Raw genomic sequence first — 17,548 nt, forward strand, 5'->3', positions numbered from 1 at the left:
CTTCAACATGCACGCGTTATCGTTGACGTTTTTCGCGAGCAAGCTCGCTCCTACAGAAGGACCGTTAATCAGCGCTGGGTTTGGGTTGTTCATACCTGGCATTAAAGGCCTGGATAAACCCATTGCGCAGGATTGCGATCACCGCAGAAAACGCACTGACATTTTGCTGATGCACGCTACCGCTCAGCTCTACACGGGTGGCGAACTGGTTTTTACGCTGGTTTTTCAGCACGGTTTCGCTGGCGCCCACCACGGCTTCCCAGATCGAACGGAAGATATTCTTGTCCTGGTTTTCAACGTCTTGTTGCCAGTCGAACACCTCTACATCGCGCAGCAGCGGCTTGATATAGCCGGTGAGCCGGCCATTTTCAGCCTGGGCTTCGACCACCACATCGCCCGTGCCGGCCTTGAAGTCGAACTTGCCATAGGCGGAGGCGAAGTTGTTCATGCGCTTGAGTTGCAGGTCGCGGGCGCGGAAGCGGAAATCGAACTCTTCGAAATCGCTCAGAGGGTCAAAGGTGGCGTTGGCTTCCAAGGGCGCCTGGCCTTGCAGCAGTGCCTTGCCTTCAAAGCGCGCGTCACGCTTGCCTTTGACATCCACCACATTGGTCAGGTTATAGAAGCTGGCGTTGACCCCGGTGGCGTTGATATTCACCTGGGGCTTGGAGCTGAAGTTATGGAAGGCGATCTCGCCGTCTTCGATGCGCACTTCGTTGAGGGTAATCGGCAGCAGCTTGCGCAGTTGTTCCTGCCAGTCGGTGCCTTTACCGGTCTGGGACGCCTGCTTGTTGGCACCGCCATCGACGAAGTTGATCTGCGGGCGCACAAAATGCCCCTCGGCCACGACGGCATGGTCGTACCACAGCGAATGCCAGCTCACCGCGAACTCGATCAGTGGCGCCTTGACGAACGGCACCGGGACCTTGCCGTCCACCTTGACGACTTGCAGGCCATTGATCCGGTACGCACCGCGCCATAGTGCCAGGTCCACATCGGCAATCTCGCCACGGTAATCGCCCATGTTGGCGAGTTTGTCGTTCAGGTAGTTGCGCACCAGGTAGGGCAGCGCAATGTGCGCGGCAATCAGGACCAGCACCAGAGCGGCGATTGTCCCTAACGGCCAACTGTAGCGACGTTTCATAGGGCAGTTCTCCTAGCTTGTAGGGGATTGACTGTTCTGATCGTCGCAACGTTCCTCCTTCTGGACGCTTGGGAGCACGAGGCATACCCTTGGGGCCTTTCCCAACGTCTCGACAACAGGAATCGCCATGAGCCGCATCTTCGCAGACAACGCGCACTCCATCGGCAATACGCCTCTGGTTCAGATCAACCGCATCGCACCGCGTGGCGTGACGATCCTGGCCAAGATCGAAGGGCGCAACCCGAGTTATTCGGTCAAGTGTCGCATTGGCGCCAGCATGGTCTGGGACGCGGAAAGCAGCGGCAAGCTCAAGCCGGGCATGACCATTGTCGAGCCGACTTCGGGCAACACCGGCATCGGCCTGGCCTTTGTCGCCGCTGCCCGTGGCTACAAGTTGCTGCTGACCATGCCGTCGTCCATGAGCCTTGAGCGCCGTAAAGTGCTCAAGGCTCTGGGCGCCGAACTGGTACTGACCGAGCCGGCCAAGGGCATGAAGGGCGCCATCGACAAGGCCGCCGAGATCGTCGCCAGCGACCCGGCCACCTACTTTATGCCGGCCCAGTTCGACAACCCGGCAAACCCTGCGATCCACGAGAAAACCACCGGCCCGGAAATCTGGAACGACACCGATGGCGCCGTGGACGTGCTGGTGGCAGGCGTGGGGACCGGCGGTACGATCACCGGGGTATCACGCTATATCAAGAACACGGCGGGAAAGCCGATTCTGTCGGTGGCCGTGGAACCCATGGTTTCCCCGGTGATCACCCAGGCCTTGGCGGGTGAAGAGATCAAGCCCAGCCCGCACAAGATCCAAGGCATCGGCGCCGGTTTCGTGCCGAAAAACCTCGACCTGTCGATAGTCGACCGCGTGGAGCTGGCGACCGACGAGGAGTCCAAGGCCATGGCCCGGCGCTTGATGCTGGAAGAAGGCATCTTGTGCGGAATCTCCTGTGGCGCCGCCATGGCCGTGGCCGTGCGCCTGGCCGAGAAGCCGGAAATGCAGGGCAAGACTATCGTGGTGATCTTGCCGGACTCCGGTGAGCGCTACCTGTCGAGCATGTTGTTCAGCGATGTGTTTACCGAGCAGGAAAACCAGGCCTGAATACTGTAGGAGCGAGCTTGCTCGCGAAAAACCTGAGAGCGCCACGTTGTGTCAGTAAGCCCTCGTTATCGTTGACGTTCTTCACGAGCAAGCTCGCTCCTACAGGTGTTGATACAGGTCAGTCTGGTTTCCTGGGCCTTCTGCATAATGGCTCAAGTGTTTATCATGGCCGGCTGTTACGTCTGGTTTCCCATTGACGGAAGTTTGCTGGCCAGGCGCTTATTTCCAGGAGTTGCTGCATGACCTTTTCTTTGGCCGCCAAACTGTCGGTGTTGCTGCTGTTCATCGGCAGCACGCTGTATGTGCACCTGCGTGGCAAGGCCCGTTTGCCGATGTTGCGTCAGTTCGTCAACCATTCGGCGCTGTTCGCCCCGTATAACGCCCTGATGTACCTGTTTTCCGCGGTGCCGTCCAAGCCCTACCTGGACCGCAGCAAGTTCCCGGAACTGGATGTGCTCAAGGACAACTGGGAAGTGATCCGCGAAGAGGCCATGCACCTGTTCGACGAGGGCTACATCCGCGCCGCCGAAAAGAACAACGACGCCGGTTTCGGTTCGTTCTTCAAGAAGGGCTGGAAGCGTTTCTACCTCAAGTGGTACGACAAACCGTTGCCATCGGCCGAGGCGCTGTGCCCCAAGACCGTGGCGTTGGTGAGCAGCATCCCTAACGTCAAGGGCGCGATGTTTGCGCTGTTGCCGGGTGGCAGTCACCTCAACCCGCACCGCGATCCGTTTGCCGGTTCCCTGCGTTATCACCTGGGGCTGTCCACGCCGAACTCCGACGACTGCCGTATCTTCGTCGACGGCCAGGTCTACGCCTGGCGCGACGGTGACGACGTGATGTTCGACGAAACCTACGTGCACTGGGTGAAAAACGAAACCGAACAGACCCGTGTGATCCTGTTCTGCGACATCGAACGGCCATTGAGCAACCGCGTGATGACCCGCATCAACCGCTGGGTCAGCAAGCAACTGGGCCGCGCAACTGCACCGCAGAACCTCGATGACGAGCGCGTGGGCGGCATCAACCAGGCGTACGCCTGGAGCAAGACCTTCAGCGACAAGTTCAGCGGCCAGGTCAAGCAGTGGAAGCGCAAGCATCCCAAGGCCTACCGCATTGCGCGGCCGGTGCTGGCGGTAGTCGTCTTGGTACTGCTGTGGAAGTGGCTATTCGGCTGATCTGAAATACGGTCAAAACTGTGGGAGCGGGCTTGCTCGCGAATACGGAGTGTCAGTCGATACATTCTTGACTGACTCACCGCCTTCGCGAGCAAGCCCGCTCCCACATTAGTTTTGCGGCGTTGGTCAGGAGGCGATCAACTGGCGCAGCACATAGTGCAGAATCCCGCCGGCCTTGAAGTACTCCACTTCATTCAAGGTATCAATCCGGCACAGCACCTCAACCTTCTCGCTGCTGCCATCCTCCCGAGTGATCACCAATGTCAGGTTCATCCGCGGCTCGATCTCGGCATCGGTCAGCCCGAGGATGTCGATCTTCTCCTTGCCGGTGAGCTTGAGTGTCTTGCGGTTCTGATCCAGCTTGAACTGCAACGGCAACACGCCCATGCCTACCAGGTTGGAGCGGTGGATACGCTCGAAGCTCTCGGCGATCACCGCCTTGACGCCCAGCAGGTTAGTGCCCTTGGCCGCCCAGTCGCGGCTGGAGCCGGTGCCGTATTCCTGGCCGGCGATCACCACCAGCGGTGTGCCCGAGGCTTGGTACTTCATGGCGGCATCGTAGATCGCCATTTTCTCGCCGGTGGGGATATACAGCGTGTTGCCGCCTTCCTCGCCGCCAAGCATTTCATTGCGGATACGGATATTGGCGAAGGTACCGCGCATCATCACTTCATGGTTGCCCCGGCGTGAGCCGTAGGAGTTGAAGTCACGCGGCTCTACGCCCTGTTCGCGCAGGTAGCGCCCGGCCGGGCTGTCGGCCTTGATATTGCCTGCAGGGGAGATGTGGTCGGTGGTTACCGAATCGCCCAGCAGGGCCAGGACGTTGGCGTCCTTGACGTCCTCGATCACCGGCAGCGGGCCGGCAATATCGTCGAAGAACGGCGGATGCTGGATGTAGGTGGAGTCCTGCTGCCACACGTAGGTGGCTGCCTGCGGTACTTCAATGGCTTGCCATTGCTCGTCGCCGGCAAACACTTCGGCATATTCCTTGTGGAACATGCTGGTGCTGACTTGGGCCACCGCCTCGGCGATTTCCTGGCTGCTGGGCCAGATGTCCTTGAGGTACACCGGATTACCCTGCTGATCACTGCCCAGCGGCTCGCTGCTGATGTCGATGCGCACGGTGCCGGCCAACGCGTAGGCGACGACCAGGGGCGGCGAGGCCAGCCAATTGGTTTTCACCAGTGGGTGCACGCGGCCTTCGAAGTTACGGTTACCGGACAGCACTGAGGCCACGGTGAGGTCGGCCTTCTGGATGGCTTTTTCGATCGGCTCGGGCAGGGGCCCGGAGTTGCCGATACAGGTGGTGCAGCCGTAGCCCACCAGGTCGAAGCCAAGCTTGTCCAGGTACTGGGTGAGGCCCGCAGCCTTGTAGTAGTCGGTGACCACTTTGGAGCCCGGCGCCAGGGAGCTTTTCACCCAGGGCTTGCGGGTCAGGCCTTTTTCCACGGCTTTTTTCGCCACCAGCCCGGCCGCCATCATCACGCTGGGGTTGGAGGTGTTGGTGCAGGAGGTAATCGCGGCGATCACCACCGCGCCGTTTTTCAGGCGATAGGTGTTGCCTTCGTATTCATAATCCGCCTCGCCGACCAGGTCGGCATTGCCCACGGCAACGCCGCCTCCGCCTTCGCTTTCCAGGCGTCCTTCTTCTTTGCTGGTGGGCTTGAATTGCAGGTCGAGAAAATCGCTGAACGCTTGGCCTACATTCGGCAGGGCGACGCGGTCCTGTGGGCGTTTGGGCCCGGCAAGGCTGGCCTCGACAGTGCCCATGTCCAGGGCCAGGGTATCGGTGAAGACCGGCTCCTGGCCGGCGTTGCGCCACAGGCCCTGGGACTTGGTATAGGCTTCCACCAGCTTGACCGTCTCAGCCGGGCGGCCGGACAGGCGCAGGTAGTCCAGGGTCACCTCATCCACCGGGAAAAAGCCACAGGTCGCGCCATATTCCGGGGCCATGTTGGCGATGGTCGCGCGGTCGGCCAGGGGCAAATCGGCCAGCCCGTCGCCGTAGAACTCGACGAACTTGCCCACCACGCCTTTCTTGCGCAGCATTTGCGTCACGGTCAGCACCAGGTCGGTGGCGGTGATGCCTTCCTTGAGCTTGCCGGTGAGCTTGAAGCCGATCACTTCCGGGATCAGCATCGACACCGGCTGGCCGAGCATCGCCGCCTCGGCTTCGATCCCGCCCACGCCCCAGCCCAATACGCCGAGGCCGTTGATCATGGTGGTGTGGGAGTCGGTGCCTACCAGGGTATCGGGGAAGGCGTAGGTGCGGCCGTCTTCCTCTTTGGTCCACACGGTGCGGCCCAGGTATTCGAGGTTGACCTGGTGGCAGATGCCGGTACCCGGCGGTACCACGCTGAAGTTGTCGAAGGCGCTCTGGCCCCAGCGCAGGAAGGCGTAGCGTTCGCCGTTGCGCTGCATCTCGATATCGACGTTCTGCTCAAAGGCGCTGGTGCTGCCGAACTTGTCGACCATCACCGAGTGATCGATCACCAGGTCCACCGGTGACAGCGGGTTGATCCGCTGCGGGTCGCCCCCGGCCTTGGCCACGGCAGCGCGCATGGCGGCCAGGTCGACCACCGCGGGTACCCCGGTAAAGTCTTGCATCAGCACGCGAGCGGGGCGGTACTGGATCTCGCGGTCCGACTGGCGTTCTTTGAGCCAGGCGGCGATGGCCTTGAGGTCGGTGCCGGTGACGGTCTTTGCGTCTTCCCAGCGCAGCAGGTTTTCCAGCAGCACCTTGAGGGACATCGGCAGCTTGTCCAGGTCACCCAGGCTCTTGGCGGCTTCGGGCAGGCTGAAGTAGTGGTAGGTTTTGCTGTCTATTTGCAGTGTCTTAAGGGTTCTCAGGCTATCAAGGGATGACATTACATGACTCCTTATGGTCCGCACGGCTACGGACCTGACGGGACGAACAGAGCTTTCACGTTAGCGCTGTTTTCATTAGCAGGCTAATAACTGGACTCTATCGCTGAGTCCAAGGTTCCGAACTCGGCTATCATGCGCGCGTTTTCATGACAGGTATTGCGATAGCGCAACGCCGGTTGATTCACCAGGAGATTCAATGAACACCCTTTTTATGCACTGCCGCCCGGGTTTTGAAGGCGAAGTCTGTTCCGAGATCGCGGAGCACGCCGCGCGCCTGAACGTTTCCGGCTACGCCAAGGCCAAGACCGGCAGCGCCTGCGCCGAATTTGTCTGCACCGAAGAAGACGGTGCCCAGCGCCTGATGCACAGCCAGCGCTTTGCCGAGCTGATCTTCCCCAGGCAGTGGGCGCGCGGGGTGTTTATCGACCTGCCGGAAACCGACCGTATCAGCGTGATCCTTGCCCACCTGCGCGACTTCCCGACGTGCGGCAGCCTGTGGCTGGAAATGGTCGACACCAATGATGGCAAGGAACTGTCGAACTTCTGCAAGAAATTCGAAGTGCACCTGCGCAAAGCCCTGCTTAACGCCGGTAAGCTGGTGGACGACCCGAGCAAGCCGCGCCTGCTGCTGACCTTCAAGAGCGGCCGCGAAGTGTTCATGGGCCTGGCCGAGTCGAACAACTCGGCGATGTGGCCCATGGGCATCCCGCGCCTCAAGTTCCCGCGTGACGCACCCAGCCGCTCCACCCTCAAGCTGGAAGAGGCCTGGCACCATTTTATCCCCCGTGACCAGTGGGACGAACGCCTGCACGGCGACATGACCGGCGTCGACCTCGGCGCAGCGCCGGGCGGTTGGACCTGGCAACTGGTCAACCGTGGCATGCTGGTGACCGCCATCGACAACGGCCCCATGGCCGAAAGCCTGATGGACACAGGCCTGGTGCAACACCTCATGGCCGACGGCTTCACCTTCGTGCCCAAGCAGCCGGTGGACTGGATGGTCTGCGATATTGTCGAGAAACCCGCGCGCAACGCGGCACTCTTGGAAACCTGGATTGGCGAAGGGCATTGCCGCGAGGCGGTGGTGAACCTGAAGTTGCCGATGAAACAGCGTTACGCCGAGGTGAAGCGCCTGCTGGAGCGCATCGAAGAGGGCTTCAAGGCGCGTGGCATTCGTGTGGAGATCGGCTGCAAGCAGCTCTACCACGACCGCGAAGAAGTGACCTGTCACCTGCGCCGCCTGGTAGACGTAAAGAAATCTAAAGGCCGCTGATATTAAATGTGGGAGCTGGCTTGCCTGCGAAAGCGGTATAACAGTCGAAATTTATGTTGAATGTGCCCCCGTCATCGCGGGCAAACCCGCTCCCACATTGTTGAGCGGTGCCAGTTTCAGGAGTGAAGTATGAGTGTTGATTTACCGGTTGATGGCACCCTCGACGCCACCGGCCTCAACTGCCCGGAACCCGTGATGATGCTGCACCAGCACATCCGCGACCTGCCGGCGGGTGGCCTGCTCAAGGTGATCGCGACCGACCCGTCGACCCGCCGTGACATCCCCAAGTTCTGTGTGTTTCTAGACCACGAACTGGTGGATCAACAGGAAGATGCTGGCACCTACCTGTACTGGATCCGCAAGAAACCTGATTGACCTGTAGGAGCGAGCTTGCTCGCGAAAAACCTGAGAGCGCCGCGTTAAATCAGAAACGCTGCGTTATCGTTAACGTTTTTCGCGAGCAAGCTCGCTCCTACAGGGCGCGCGTGAGCGCGTTGCCTGCGCGAATGCGTCGGCGTGCACTGCGCGCCAGGCGCACCAGCAACATCCCCGCCGCACAGCTCAAGCCCACGATCAGCCCTTGCCATAAACCGCTCGGGCCGCTGGGCTCACCGAGCCAGTCGGTCAGGCCCAAGGCATAACCCACTGGCAAGCCCACACCCCAATAGGCGAACAAGGTCAGCACCATGGTCACCCGGGTGTCCTGGTAGCCGCGCAATGCGCCGGCGGCGGTGACCTGGATCGAGTCAGAGAACTGGAACAGCGCCGAGAACACGATCAGCATCGATGCCAGGTGGATCACCACCGGGTCGGGGGTGTAGATCGCTGCAATCTGCTCGCGAAACAGCAGCATCAAGCTGCACGACAGGCACGCATAGGCCAATGCAGTGCCCATGCCGACCCCGGCCGCAAAGCGCGCTTCACGCGGTTCGCCACGCCCCAGGGCCTGACCGACGCGCACGGTCACGGCCATGCTCAGGGAGTAGGGGATCATGAATACCAAAGAACTGACATTCAACGCGATCTGATGGCCGGAAACCACGGTAGCGCCCAGGCTGCCGAGCAACAGGGCAATCACTGCGAAAATGCTCGACTCGGCGAAGATCGCCACGCCAATCGGCAGGCCGATGCCCAGGATGCGCTTGATCACCGTCCATTGCGGCCAGTCGAAGCGCTTGAACAGTTCGCTGCTCTGGTACACCGGGCCCCAGCGCGTCCAGCCGGCCAGGCCGAGCATCATCACCCACATCGCAATGGCAGTGGCCCAGCCGCAGCCCACGCCGCCCATGGCCGGCACGCCGAAGTGGCCATAAATGAAGATGTAGTTCAGCGGAATATTCAGCGCCAGGCCACAGAGGCCCATGACCATGCTCGGCCGCGTACGGCCCAGGCCATCACTGAAGCAGCGCAGCACGTAATACAGCGCAATCGCCGGCATACCCGCGGCGATGCCATGCAGGTAACCCATGGACGGCTCGATCAGGTCGGGTTCGACCTTCATCGCATGCAGGATCGGCTCGGCACACAGCAACAGCAGCGCACCGCAGAGGCCGACCACCACGGCCAACCACAACGATTGGCGTACCAACGGCCCGATCTCGGCCAGTTTGCCCGCCCCATAACGCTCGGCCACTTTCGGTGTGGTGGCCAGCAAGGTGCCGGTCATCAGCAGATACACCGGGATCCAGATCGAATTACCCAGGCCCACCGCCGCCAGGTCCTGCGGGCTCACGCGCCCAGCCATCACCGCATCGACAAAACTCATCGCGGTGGTTGCCAGTTGGCCAATCATGATCGGCAAGGCCAGCGTCAGCAGGCCACGCACTTCCCGGCTGATGCGGGCGGGGCGGGAGAGGGTAGCGGTGGCAGTGTTCACGTACAGGTGTCCAATCAAAAGGCAGTCGCAAGGACGGCGGATTCTACGCGTTGACGCAGCGGTCAGGAAAAAAGCTGTGTTGCTGATTTGTAATGCAACCTCGCAGGCGCCCCATATCTCTTGTGGGAGCGGGCTTGCTCGCGAATGCGGTGGGCCAGTCAGAGGTGTACTGACTGATACCCCGCATTCGCGAGCAAGCCCGCTCCCACACTCGATCTACGCTGGAACATAGATCCCATGCCTGTACACTGCCAATCCGCCAAAGGAGCCTGCCATGCTGATTGTTGCCGACGAAAATATCCCGCTGCTCGATGCATTCTTCGAAGGGTTTGGCCAGATTCGCCGCGTGCCTGGTCGTTCCATCGACCGTGCCACGGTCGAGCAGGCCGACGTGCTGCTGGTGCGCTCGGTGACCAACGTCAACCGTGCCTTGCTCGAGGGCAGCCAGGTGCGCTTTGTCGGCACTTGCACCATCGGCACCGACCACCTGGACCTCGACTACTTCAAGCAAGCGGGTATCCAGTGGTCCAGCGCGCCCGGCTGCAATGCGCGGGGGGTGGTGGACTATGTGCTTGGCAGCTTGCAGACCTTGGCTGAAATCGAAGGCGCTGACCTCAAGCAGCGCACCTACGGCATCGTCGGTGCCGGCGAAGTCGGCGGGCGGTTGGTCAAGGTGCTTAAGGGTCTGGGTTGGAACGTGCGGGTGTGCGACCCGCCGCGCCAGATCACCGAAGACGGTGACTACGTCAGCTTGCAGCAGATTATCGAGCAGTGTGACGTGATCAGTTTGCATACGCCGCTGATCAAGTCCGGCAATGGTTCGACCTGGCACCTGTTTGATCGCCAGCGCCTGGAGCAACTCAAGCCTGGCACCTGGCTGATCAACGCCAGCCGTGGCGCGGTGGTAGATAACGCCGCCCTGCGCGAGGTGTTGCTGGCGCGCGAAGACCTGCAAGCGGTGCTGGACGTGTGGGAAGGCGAGCCCGAGGTGGACGTCGACCTGGCCGACCTGTGCGTGCTGGCCACGCCCCATATCGCCGGCTACAGCCTCGATGGCAAGCAGCGTGGCACGGCGCAGATATACCAGGCGTTCTGCACGCACCTGGGCCAGGAGCCGAGTATTCACTTAAGTGATTTGCTGCCGGCACCCTGGCTGGCCGAAGTGCACCTGAACGCGACGACTGACCCGGCCTGGGCGCTGGCGACCTTGTGCCGCAGTGTGTACGACCCGCGCCGTGATGACGCGGATTTGCGTCGCAGCCTGGTAGGCACCGTGCAGGAGCAGCGCCAGGCCTTCGACCTGCTGCGCAAGCACTACCCGGAACGTCGCGAGATCGACGGCTTGAAGGTGCGCATCAAGGGTGAGTCGGGGGTGCTGTCACAGATCGTCACTGCTCTCGGCGCCGAACACCTGTAACTGTAGGAGCGAGCTTGCTCGCGAAAATCGCCAACGATAACGCGGGAAACCTGGAAAAACGCGATGCCCTTGCGTTTTTCGCGAGCAAGCTCGCTCCTACAGGGGGCATAAAAAACCCGGCCACCTGGGCCGGGTCTGAAAGAGCGTGGGCGCTTCAGCCTTGCTGGGCAGGCTTGACCAGTCGCTGTTCCAGCTCGCTGCAGGCTTGCTGGATCATTTCTTCGGTAATCTGCACTTCCCGGCCCTTGGCATCGATATACGAGCAAGGCAGCTGCTGCGGCTGGCGGATCACTTCAATCTTGGCGTCGCTGCTATTTTGCAAGGTCATGGCCTGTCTCCTCATCAGGTTGTGTACCTACTTTAATTGCCCCACATGAACGCGCTGTTACAACTCCTTACACGCTCGTCGGTTCGAACACCCAGTCCACCAGAAACCGGTACATATTTCCAGATGAGTCTTAGACCGATAGCCTCTAGCGGCCTGCATCGGTGGGCATAATTAACCTGACTCATTGTTATTTGTGCAAGTTCCCCCAATGTTGATGTATAGACTCTCCATTGGTGATCCTTCCATGTTCTCAATCCGTCAACGCCGTGCGATTCGCCTGGCCAGCCGCTTTATTGCGCCCTACCGTTGGCAGGCGCTTGGCGCACTGCTGGCGCTGATCGTCACCGCTGGCATCACCTTGTCCATGGGGCAGGGCATACGCCTGTTGGTGGACCAAGGTTTCATGACCCAGTCGCCGCACCTGCTCAACCAGTCAATCGGCCTGTTCATGCTGCTGGTGCTAGGCCTGGCCGTGGGCACCTTCACGCGGTTTTACCTGGTGTCGTGGATTGGCGAGCGGGTGGTGGCCGATATTCGCCGGCAGGTGTTCAACCATCTGATCTACCTGCACCCCGGCTTCTACGAGAACAACCGCAGCTCGGAAATCCAGTCGCGGCTGACCACCGACACCACCTTGCTGCAATCGGTGATCGGCTCATCACTGTCGCTGTTTCTGCGCAATGCCCTGATGGTGATCGGCGGCATCGTGTTGCTGTTTATCACTAACCCCAAGCTCACCAGCATCGTGGTGGTGGCGTTGCCGCTGGTGCTGGCGCCGATTCTGATCTTCGGGCGCCGGGTGCGCAGCCTGTCGCGTTTGAGCCAGGACCGTATCGCGGACGTCGGCAGCTATGTCGCCGAGACGCTGGGCCAGATCAAGACCGTGCAGGCCTATAACCATCAGGTGCAGGACGAACAGCGCTTTGCCGTTACCGTCGAAGACGCCTTTGTCACGGCACGTAAACGCATCTTGCAGCGCTCCTGGCTGATCACCCTGGTGATCATGCTGGTGCTCGGCGCGGTGGGCGTGATGCTGTGGGTGGGCGGCATGGACGTGATCAGTGGGCGCATTTCAGGCGGTGAGCTGGCGGCGTTCGTGTTCTACAGCCTGATTGTCGGCAGCGCCGTCGGCACCCTGAGCGAAGTGCTTGGCGAGTTGCAGCGTGCCGCCGGGGCAGCCGAGCGTATCGGTGAGCTGTTGCAGTCAGGCAACGAGATCCAGGCGCCGGCCACAGGCGGCGTACGTTTGCCGGAACGGGTCAGTGGCCGCATGGAACTGCAAGACCTACGCTTTTCTTATCCATCGCGACCGGACAGCTACGCCATCGACGGCTTGAACCTGACCATCAACCCGGGCGAAACCCTGGCGTTGGTAGGGCCGTCCGGTGCGGGCAAATCGACGATTTTTGATCTGCTGCTGCGCTTCTACGACCCCCAGCAAGGCCGCATCCTGCTCGAAGGCCAGCCGCTGACCGAGCTTGATCCGTTAGACCTGCGGCGCCATTTCGCCCTGGTGTCCCAGAGCCCGGCGTTGTTTTTCGGCAGCGTCGAGGACAACATCCGCTACGGCAACCCCTCTGCCACCACCGCCCAGGTAGAAGCCGCCGCCCGAATCGCCCACGCCCACGACTTCATCCTGAAAATGCCCGACGGCTACCAGACCCATTTAGGTGAAAGTGGCCAGGGCCTCTCCGGTGGCCAGCGCCAACGCCTGGCTATCGCTCGCGCCTTGCTGGTCGACGCGCCGATCCTGCTGCTGGACGAAGCCACCAGCGCCCTCGACGCCCAGAGTGAACACCTTATCCAGCAAGCGCTGCCGCAGCTGATGCAGGGGCGCACCACGCTGGTGATCGCTCACCGTTTGGCCACGGTGAAGAATGCCGACCGCATTGCGGTGATGGACCAGGGCAAGCTGGTGGCGGTGGGCACGCACCAGCAGTTGATTGCGAACAACCCGTTGTATGCGCGGTTGGCGGCGTTGCAATTCAGTGATGGGGATGAACAGGTGAGTCAGCGCCCATAAAAAATGCCCGCATCTATCGATGCGGGCAATGGAACCTCTGTAGGAGCGAGCTTGCTAGCGAAAAACTCATAGGCGCCGCGTTCATTCAGTAAGCACGCGTTATCGTTGACGTTCTTCGCGAGCAAGCTCGCTCCTACAAACTATTACTGGTCGTCAAAGTAACGCTCATGCCAATCCACCAACGGCTGCGGTGAGTTGAGCTTCTGCCCGTAGATCACCGAATAAGACAGCACGTTCTGCACATACTGGCGGGTTTCGTCGAAAGGGATGCTTTCCACCCACACGTCGAAACTCAGGTGGTCTGCGCCGCGCAGCCATTGGCGCACGCGGCCGGGGCCGGCGTTGTAGGCGGCCGAGGCGAGCACGCGGTTGCCGTTGAACTGGCTGTGCACCTGGCTCAGGTAGGCAGCACCGAGCTGGATGTTTTTATCCGGGTCCAGCACCTGGGCCGGGGAGGCCAGGGGGATGCTGAACTTGCGTGCGGTTTCTTTGGCGGTGCCGGGCATCAGTTGCATCAGGCCGCTGGCGCCGACGCCGGAGCGGGCATCGTCCATGAACGCGCTTTCCTGGCGGGTGATGGCAAAGATCCAGCTGGAGTGCAGGCCGCGTACCTTGGCTTCACGCACCAAGGTGTCGCGGTGGGCCATCGGGAAGCGGATGTCGAGGTCGTCCCAGTACTGCGCCTGGCTGATGGTGCGGATCGCCGGGAAGTACCACTTCATGTCGTAGGCCAATTTGGCCTGGGCGACCATCTCGTCGCGGTTGAAATGACGGCTGACGTGGTACCACTCGCGCCGGCCATCCACGATCTGGCCGCGGGCGTAGAATTCCAGGGCACGGCGCACGCCTGGGGTGTTGCGGACCTTGTTGACCAGGGCCTGGCTCATCACCAGCGGTTTGTTGTTCAACTGGTAAGGCGATTTGGAGCGGTCAGCAGCAAGGAAACCATAGAAGTCCCGTTCCTTTGCCACGTTTTTATACAACACCATGGCCTGCGGGTTTTTCGGCTCGGCCAGCTCCAGGCTGCGCGCTTGCCAGTAGCGCCAACGGTTGGTGGTGGCCAGGTCTTGTGGGAGTTTGCGGGTCAACTGGTAGGCGTCTTCCCAGCGCGCCAAACGCAACAGCAGGCGCAGGCGCCACTCGGAAACCGTATTGTCGCGCAACTCGGGGTCGTACTTGGTCATGACCTCCAGCGCGCGCGGGTCGAAGCGCTTGGCCAGGGTCAAGCCGATCTCGCGGGCAATCGACACTTTTTCGTCACGGGAGAAGTGCATGCTGCTGGCGTAGCCATCGAGCAGCGACATGGCTTTGTCCGGATCCTGGCGCGCCAGGCGACGCAGGCCCAGGCCCACGGCATCAGACATAGCCTCGGTGGCCGGCTGGAAGCGTGATGGGTCGCTGAGCATGTCGGGCTTTTGCGCTACATCCACCATCAGGCGGCCTTGGGCGCCGAGGGTGGGCAAGGTTTTCACCAGGCTGTTGGCCAGCACGTAGTTACGCGCTTCGGCGGCGAGCTTGGCGCGGTCCCAGATCTTCTGCTCGGTGAGTTGGCCGGCGGCGGCCCATTGGCCAAACGTGGCATCACAGGCGGCGGGCTGGGATTTGCCGGTCATCCACAGTTTTTCGGCGGTCTTGTAGCCTTCGGCCTTCAGGTTGTGGCTGAGCTGGTATTGGCCATGCAGGCAGTCCAGCTCGACGAAATTGAGCTTGGTGTCGTAGTACTTTTCAAAGGTCTGCCAATCGCCGCGTTCGGCCAGCCAGCGCAGCCAACGCAGTTTCATCCAGTTGGCCTGTGGCAGGTCGCCGTGTTTGGCGAGGAATTGTTCGATTTCCTCGTTGCTCGCGGTTTTCAGGCGCGCCGTCAACTCGTCATAGGCCAGGTAGGGCGTGAGCGGGTAGTCGGCCAGGGCCTGGCTGTATTGCATGTAAGGGCCGGTGTCGCCCTTGGCCAGGGCGCGTTTGGCTTGATCGTAATACTGGCGTTGAGTGGTGAGATCCACCGCCTGGGCGGATTGAACGGCAGTGGCGGAAAGAAGCAGACAAGATAAAAAGTTGAAAAGGCGACTGCGCATGAGACGTCCGTGCAGAGAAATCACGACTAGCACCGGCACCGCCGACACTGATTGCCCCTAGCTTAGCCTTTTGCCAGCGACCCGCGAAAGCTTTGCCGGCTGGTTCGTTCAAGTTCGCCGGAAATGTCCTACAGAACGTGTCTATACAGAAAAACCCGACCGCATCTCACCCTCAACTCAGGTAGAATGCGCGCCCAGTTTTTGGAGAAGCGTATGACCCTGCTCAAATTCAGCGATGTGTCCCTTGCTTTCGGCGCCATGCCGTTGTTGGACAAGGTGTCCTGGCAGATCGCCCGTGGTGAGCGGGTGTGCATCATCGGCCGCAACGGCACCGGCAAGTCCAGCATGATGAAGCTGGTAAAAGGCGACCAGAAGCCCGATGACGGCTCTGTCTGGCGTGCCCCGGGCCTCAAGATCGGCGAATTGCCGCAAGAATTGCCGGTGGCCGACGGACGGACAGTGTTCGACGTGGTAGCCGAAGGCCTGGACGGCGTTGGCGAGTTGCTCGCGCAATACCATCACCTGGCACAGAACTGCGTCACCGAAGAAGACCTGGACAAACTGATGCACGTCCAGCAAGACCTCGAAGCCCGTGACGGCTGGCGCTTGCAGCAACTGGTGGACAGCACCCTGAGCCGCCTGCAACTGCCGGCCGACAAGACCCTCGCCGAATTGTCCGGTGGCTGGCGTCGTCGCGTGCTGCTGGCCCAGGCCCTGGTGTCCGAGCCGGACCTGCTGCTGCTCGACGAACCGACCAACCACCTGGACATCGGCGCCATCGCCTGGCTTGAAGAGGCCATCAAGGACTTCCAGGGCGCCGTGCTGTTTATCACGCACGACCGTGCATTCCTGCAGAGCCTGGCCACGCGCATCCTCGAGCTGGACCGTGGCGGCCTGATCGACTGGAACGGCGACTACGCCAGCTTCCTGGTGCACAAGGAAGCCGCCCTGGCGGCCGAAGAAACCGCCAACGCACTGTTCGACAAGAAGCTGGCCCAGGAAGAAGTCTGGATCCGCCAGGGCATCAAGGCCCGTCGCACCCGTAACGAAGGCCGCGTGCGTGCCTTGAAAGCCTTGCGCGTCGAGCGCAGTGAGCGCCGCGAGCGTACCGGCAAGGCCAATATCCAGCTCGATACTGCCGACAAGTCGGGCAAGCAAGTGATGGTGCTGGAGAACGTCAGCTTCCATCACCCGGACGGCCCGTTCCTGATCAAGGACTTCTCCATGGTCCTGCAGCGTGGCGATCGTATCGGCCTGCTGGGCGCCAACGGTACCGGCAAGACCACCTTGCTCAAGCTGATGCTCAGCGGTCTGCAACCGACCAGCGGCAAGGTAGAAGAGGGCACTCGCATCGACGTGGCCTACTTTGACCAGTTGCGCCACCAGTTGGACCTGGAAAAGACCGTGATCGACAACGTCGCCGAAGGTCGCGACTTTATCGACATCGACGGCCAGAGCCGCCACGTACTCAGCTACCTGGGCGACTTCCTGTTCAGCCCGCAACGTGCGCGCACGCCGGTCAAGGCTCTGTCTGGTGGTGAGCGCGCGCGCCTGCTGCTGGCCAAGCTGTTCAGCAAGCCGGCCAACCTGCTGGTACTCGACGAACCGACCAACGACCTCGACGTGGAAACCCTGGAACTGCTGGAAGAGGTTTTGCTGACCTTCAACGGCACCGTGCTGATGGTCAGCCACGACCGGGAATTCCTCGACAACGTGGTCACCAGCACCCTGGTCTTCGAAGGTGAAGGCAAGGTGCGTGAATACGTGGGCGGTTACCAGGACTGGCTGCGCCAGGGCGGTTCGCCGCGCTTGCTGGGCGTGACCGAGAGCAAGTCGGGCAAGGCGGACCTGAATACGGCGGTGGTTGCCACCGTGGAGGCTGCTGCACCGGCTCAGGAAGCTGCACCAGCGGCCAAGAAGAAACTCAGCTACAAGCTCCAGCGGGAGTTGGAAGCTTTGCCGGGTGATATCGACGCCAAGGAACAACAGATCGCTGCGATCGAAGCGGAAATGGCTGACGCCGGTTTCTACCTGCGCCCTGCTGCAGAAACCGCCAAGGTCATCGCTTCCCTGGAGACGTTGAACCAGGAGCTGGAAGCGTTGGTTGAGCGTTGGGCCGAGCTGGATGCCTGAGTAATCGCACCGCAATAAAAAAGCCCGGCACTCTTCTATGAGCGCCGGGCTTTTTAATATGAAATGCGATTCAACTGTGGGAGCTGGCTTGCCTGCGATAGCAGTCTGTCAGTTGATGCATCGGGTGGCTGATACAG

The 17,548-nt window shown here is 61.1% G+C and carries 12 protein-coding genes and 1 pseudogene; 7 read left to right on the plus strand and 6 right to left on the minus strand.

The window, feature by feature from the left end; genetic code table 11:
• Positions 1-64: 64 nt before the first annotated feature.
• Positions 65-1,141 carry a DUF748 domain-containing protein gene (locus tag BUE92_RS09195; protein WP_073523280.1) on the minus strand — a complete coding sequence of 359 codons (1,077 nt, stop codon included), beginning with the start codon at positions 1,139-1,141 and terminating at the stop codon, positions 65-67.
• A gap of 127 nt (positions 1,142-1,268) precedes the next feature.
• On the opposite strand from BUE92_RS09195, the gene cysK reads away from it, so the two are divergent.
• Entirely contained in the window at positions 1,269-2,243 is a 975-nt protein-coding gene (gene cysK / locus BUE92_RS09200) for a cysteine synthase A (protein ID WP_073523283.1), read from the plus strand.
• Here the strand turns inward: cysK and BUE92_RS28845 are convergent.
• Positions 2,242-2,334 (minus strand): annotated as a pseudogene (locus BUE92_RS28845) (outer membrane lipoprotein carrier protein LolA); the annotation flags it as partial. The gene cysK and the pseudogene BUE92_RS28845 sit on opposite strands and share 2 nt — an antisense overlap.
• A gap of 148 nt (positions 2,335-2,482) precedes the next feature.
• Here BUE92_RS28845 and BUE92_RS09205 point away from each other — a divergent pair.
• Positions 2,483-3,421 (plus strand): aspartyl/asparaginyl beta-hydroxylase domain-containing protein, encoded by a 939-nt coding sequence (locus tag BUE92_RS09205; RefSeq protein WP_073523284.1) that lies wholly within the window; start codon positions 2,483-2,485, stop codon positions 3,419-3,421.
• 126 nt (positions 3,422-3,547) lie between these two features.
• Here BUE92_RS09205 and acnA read toward each other — a convergent pair whose 3' ends face one another.
• Positions 3,548-6,289 carry an aconitate hydratase AcnA gene (gene acnA, locus BUE92_RS09210; protein WP_073523286.1) on the minus strand — a complete coding sequence of 914 codons (2,742 nt, stop codon included), beginning with the start codon at positions 6,287-6,289 and terminating at the stop codon, positions 3,548-3,550.
• A 196-nt stretch (positions 6,290-6,485) separates the two neighbouring features.
• Here acnA and rlmM point away from each other — a divergent pair, with 196 nt between their 5' ends.
• Together rlmM and tusA are read left to right on the plus strand one after the other, a co-directional pair.
• Positions 6,486-7,562: a 23S rRNA (cytidine(2498)-2'-O)-methyltransferase RlmM gene (gene rlmM, locus BUE92_RS09215; RefSeq protein ID WP_073523288.1), complete on the plus strand. Its 1,077-nt coding sequence runs from the start codon at positions 6,486-6,488 to the stop codon at positions 7,560-7,562.
• 129 nt (positions 7,563-7,691) lie between these two features.
• Positions 7,692-7,937, plus strand: a complete 246-nt coding sequence (tusA, locus tag BUE92_RS09220; RefSeq protein WP_073523290.1) for a sulfurtransferase TusA — start codon at positions 7,692-7,694, stop codon at positions 7,935-7,937.
• A gap of 97 nt (positions 7,938-8,034) precedes the next feature.
• Here tusA and BUE92_RS09225 read toward each other — a convergent pair whose 3' ends face one another.
• Positions 8,035-9,438, minus strand: coding sequence for an MATE family efflux transporter (locus BUE92_RS09225; protein WP_073523292.1), 1,404 nt, complete (start codon positions 9,436-9,438; stop codon positions 8,035-8,037).
• Between the two features lie 274 nt (positions 9,439-9,712).
• Here BUE92_RS09225 and pdxB point away from each other — a divergent pair, with 274 nt between their 5' ends.
• Positions 9,713-10,855: a 4-phosphoerythronate dehydrogenase PdxB gene (gene pdxB, locus BUE92_RS09230; protein WP_073523293.1), complete on the plus strand. Its 1,143-nt coding sequence runs from the start codon at positions 9,713-9,715 to the stop codon at positions 10,853-10,855.
• A 154-nt stretch (positions 10,856-11,009) separates the two neighbouring features.
• Here pdxB and BUE92_RS28485 read toward each other — a convergent pair whose 3' ends face one another.
• On the minus strand, positions 11,010-11,183 hold the full coding sequence (locus tag BUE92_RS28485) for a PA1571 family protein (RefSeq protein WP_014717504.1): 174 nt from the start codon (positions 11,181-11,183) through the stop codon (positions 11,010-11,012).
• Between the two features lie 214 nt (positions 11,184-11,397).
• Between BUE92_RS28485 and BUE92_RS09235 the strand changes: the two genes are divergently transcribed.
• Positions 11,398-13,206 carry an ABC transporter ATP-binding protein/permease gene (locus BUE92_RS09235; RefSeq protein ID WP_178380701.1) on the plus strand — a complete coding sequence of 603 codons (1,809 nt, stop codon included), beginning with the start codon at positions 11,398-11,400 and terminating at the stop codon, positions 13,204-13,206.
• A 143-nt stretch (positions 13,207-13,349) separates the two neighbouring features.
• On the opposite strand, the gene BUE92_RS09240 is transcribed toward BUE92_RS09235, so the two are convergent.
• Positions 13,350-15,278, minus strand: a complete 1,929-nt coding sequence (locus BUE92_RS09240) for a transglycosylase SLT domain-containing protein (protein ID WP_073523295.1) — start codon at positions 15,276-15,278, stop codon at positions 13,350-13,352.
• Between the two features lie 213 nt (positions 15,279-15,491).
• Here BUE92_RS09240 and BUE92_RS09245 point away from each other — a divergent pair, with 213 nt between their 5' ends.
• Positions 15,492-17,411: an ATP-binding cassette domain-containing protein gene (locus BUE92_RS09245; protein WP_073523296.1), complete on the plus strand. Its 1,920-nt coding sequence runs from the start codon at positions 15,492-15,494 to the stop codon at positions 17,409-17,411.
• The last annotated feature ends 137 nt before the right edge of the window (positions 17,412-17,548 follow it).

Source organism: Pseudomonas fluorescens (genome assembly GCF_001902145.1).
Taxonomy (GTDB): Bacteria; Pseudomonadota; Gammaproteobacteria; order Pseudomonadales; family Pseudomonadaceae; genus Aquipseudomonas; species Aquipseudomonas fluorescens_BV.